Source organism: Gilliamella sp. wkB171, from assembly GCF_001693755.1.
Classification (GTDB): domain Bacteria; phylum Pseudomonadota; class Gammaproteobacteria; order Enterobacterales; family Orbaceae; genus Gilliamella; species Gilliamella apicola_F.
Window position 1 is genome coordinate 1 of sequence record NZ_LYST01000054.1, and the last position, 2,633, is coordinate 2,633.

Annotated in this window: 3 protein-coding genes and 2 pseudogenes; 3 read left to right on the forward strand and 2 right to left on the reverse strand. The window is 37.1% G+C overall.

Annotation, left to right across the window (positions count from 1 at the left end; translation table 11 throughout):
* Positions 1 to 226: pseudogene (locus tag A9G03_RS12580) on the forward strand (S-type pyocin domain-containing protein); the annotation flags it as partial.
* 15 nt (positions 227 to 241) lie between these two features.
* Entirely contained in the window at positions 242 to 571 is a 330-nt protein-coding gene (locus A9G03_RS11135; RefSeq protein WP_065798225.1) for a DUF6572 domain-containing protein, read from the forward strand.
* 108 nt (positions 572 to 679) lie between these two features.
* Here the strand turns inward: A9G03_RS11135 and A9G03_RS11140 are convergent, their stop codons facing one another.
* Both A9G03_RS11140 and A9G03_RS12910 read right to left on the reverse strand, forming a co-directional pair.
* Positions 680 to 907 carry a SymE family type I addiction module toxin gene (locus A9G03_RS11140; RefSeq protein ID WP_065799242.1) on the reverse strand — a complete coding sequence of 76 codons (228 nt, stop codon included), beginning with the start codon at positions 905 to 907 and terminating at the stop codon, positions 680 to 682.
* A 117-nt stretch (positions 908 to 1,024) separates the two neighbouring features.
* Positions 1,025 to 1,159: pseudogene (locus A9G03_RS12910) on the reverse strand (helix-turn-helix domain-containing protein); the annotation flags it as partial.
* A gap of 562 nt (positions 1,160 to 1,721) precedes the next feature.
* On the opposite strand from A9G03_RS12910, the gene A9G03_RS12915 reads away from it, so the two are divergent.
* Positions 1,722 to 2,633: VENN motif pre-toxin domain-containing protein (locus tag A9G03_RS12915; protein WP_442903119.1), on the forward strand; the 912-nt coding region annotated here is incomplete at its 3' end.

Below are 2,633 nucleotides of genomic sequence, written 5' to 3' on the forward strand. Positions count from 1 at the left end.
TGGTACTAAAATAAGATTAGATATGATTGGTAAAGACAAAAATGGTAATATTACATGTATAGAATGTAAAAGCTCTGATAAAGCCACATTAACACCTAATCAAAAAGTTGGTTTCCCAGACTTGGAAAAAAATGGGGGTACAATTATTGGTGATGGTAAACCTGGATTTGAAGGGGGAACCAAAATACCTCCAACAAAAGTAGAGGTAGTTAGACCTGATAACTAAAAGGTAATTAATAGTATGTCTATAGAAGAAATAAATAAATTAGATATGATTGGAATTCCTAAAAATAATAAAAATTTAGTTGAATTAGGATTAACTGATCATTTAACTTGGGATCTCCCTTATGAATCTCATTTATTTAAATTACAAGAAAAACTAAATGTTTATATCAATGTTATTGAAAGTAAAAATATATATAAATATTTTCCTGATGCTGTAGGAAGAGATAATTTTTTAATAAAAATTTATTTTAAATACCAAATACCAGATGAATGTCTATGCTTTTTGGAAAAGGTTAATGAAGTTATAAAAGCAATTAATACTTCAATAGAGTATGAAATAGGTTGATTCTAAAGGTTATCCGGAATGTAGGTTGTTTATTTTTGTTAAAAGATGACAAATTATTTTGTCATCAATTTATCCTTTAAATTAAGCAATTATTTTTGTTGTTCAAGCCTATAAATCAAGTTCAACAATCAACTTGCCCTGTTCAATCTTAATGATAACAGGGCAGCCTACATAAAAGCCGAATTGCTCCAGCCAACGCCCTTTAATGGTCAGTTGTGGTCTGGGGTTAGGCTTTATGCCTTGTGGCACGTAGCCGATGGTATAAAACCGTTCGTTGGGTTGCGATGCAGGCTCTTTGCCTGTAGCTGATTTTAGCTTAGAATGTGTCTTAGCCATAGTTAACTCCATAATAGTTAGTTGTGGTTAGCAGATTAGCGGTGGTGGTACACCGTTAACCTGCGCTATTATTTACTGTGTTGTGTTACTTCTCTTGTTTAGCTCGCTCGGTTTTAATCAACCAAGCAACTGCTTAGCCTGATGTTTTAAAATCATCGCATCTAAAATCTCTTTTATTGACTTCTGCTCGTCAGCAGTCATCTGCTTGACCACCTCAAACTTAAGCTTAAGTTCGTCCGGTGGATTTAGTTCCTCACTTTTTCAACTATCCACTAATCAAAATCATATCGAAAACCAAGCGGATTATAAAGTCAGCAGCAGCAGTGTTGGCGTCAGCACCGTTGGCATGCCATCAATGCCAGCCGGTTATAATAAAAAAGACAATGAACAATCGATAACGCATTCAGCGGTGTCCCAAGGCACCATCATCATCCGCAATGAGAATGAACAAAAGCAGGATATCAATGAGTTAAGTCGGGATACTGAGCATGCCAGTAATGAACTTAAGCATATCTTTGATAAAGAAAAAGAACAAAGCAAAATAGACCAAACCCGGTTAGTGAGTGAAATTAGTGGTGAAACACTCACCATGCTCAACACCATAGACCGCATTAAAGCGACAGAAGAGGCGAAAAAAGCGGTAGAAGACAAAAGACAAAAATCCGATAAACCGTTAACCGACAAAGAACAACAAGAAATATATAAAGAAGCCTACGACAAAGCGATGAATGAAGGCATGTCAGCGATGGGAAGTAATACCCGTCAAGGCATCGACATGGCGATTAATATCATCAATGGCTTAATCACCGGCGACATGACCGGTGCGGTAGCTGGTGCATTGGCACCAAAACTGGCCACAATAATCAAGCAGCAAACCGGTGACAATAAGGTCGCTAACACTATCAGTCATGCCATCCTTGGGGCCGTGGTTGCCGAGCTACAAGGTAACTCAGCTGTTGTTGGCGGAGTTGGTGCAGCGGTCAGTGAGCGAGGCGCAGAAGTCATTGCCAGTATTCTTTATCCGAATAAAAGTATAGATGAATTAACTCAGGATGAAAAACAACAAGTCAGCGCACTCGCCCAACTGGCCACCGGACTGGCTATTGCCGCATTAGGTGGTGATGCTCAGGATATTAATACCGCTATTGCTGGTGGTAAAAATGCGGTTGAGAATAATCTATTGAGTAACAAACGTGGGGTTGAAAAACTTGATAAAGACGGGAAGAAACTTCATGAAAAAATCAAAAATATTGTAGGTGTGGATGAAGTTGATAAATTAGAAGAAAAATATAATGAATGTAAAACAGATGAGTGTAGAAAGGATGTTTATAATGAATATATACAGAAAGAACAAGAAGCAGGTAAAAAACTATATGAATTATACCAATCAGGCAATTTATCTGCCGATGAATATTTCCAGTTAGTCTCATCTTATGCAAGTTCGATGCTTGAAGGAATTCAAGAAGGTCAAACCGATAATGCCAAAAATCACCGCTTTATGGATTGGGATATTTATGATGCTTCCGGAAGCGATTGGATACCGTCAAACATTATATCTAACCCTTATTTATCAGGAGTAAGAGGATTAATTTTATTAAAACAATGGCGAGCTGAAGGATTATCTGAATCACAAATCCAAGAAAGATTTTTAAAAGATAACATATTAGGTGCTTTTGGCTCTGGTCCTGATATTAATGAAATTGTTCATCAGGTTCGTAATGGCGGT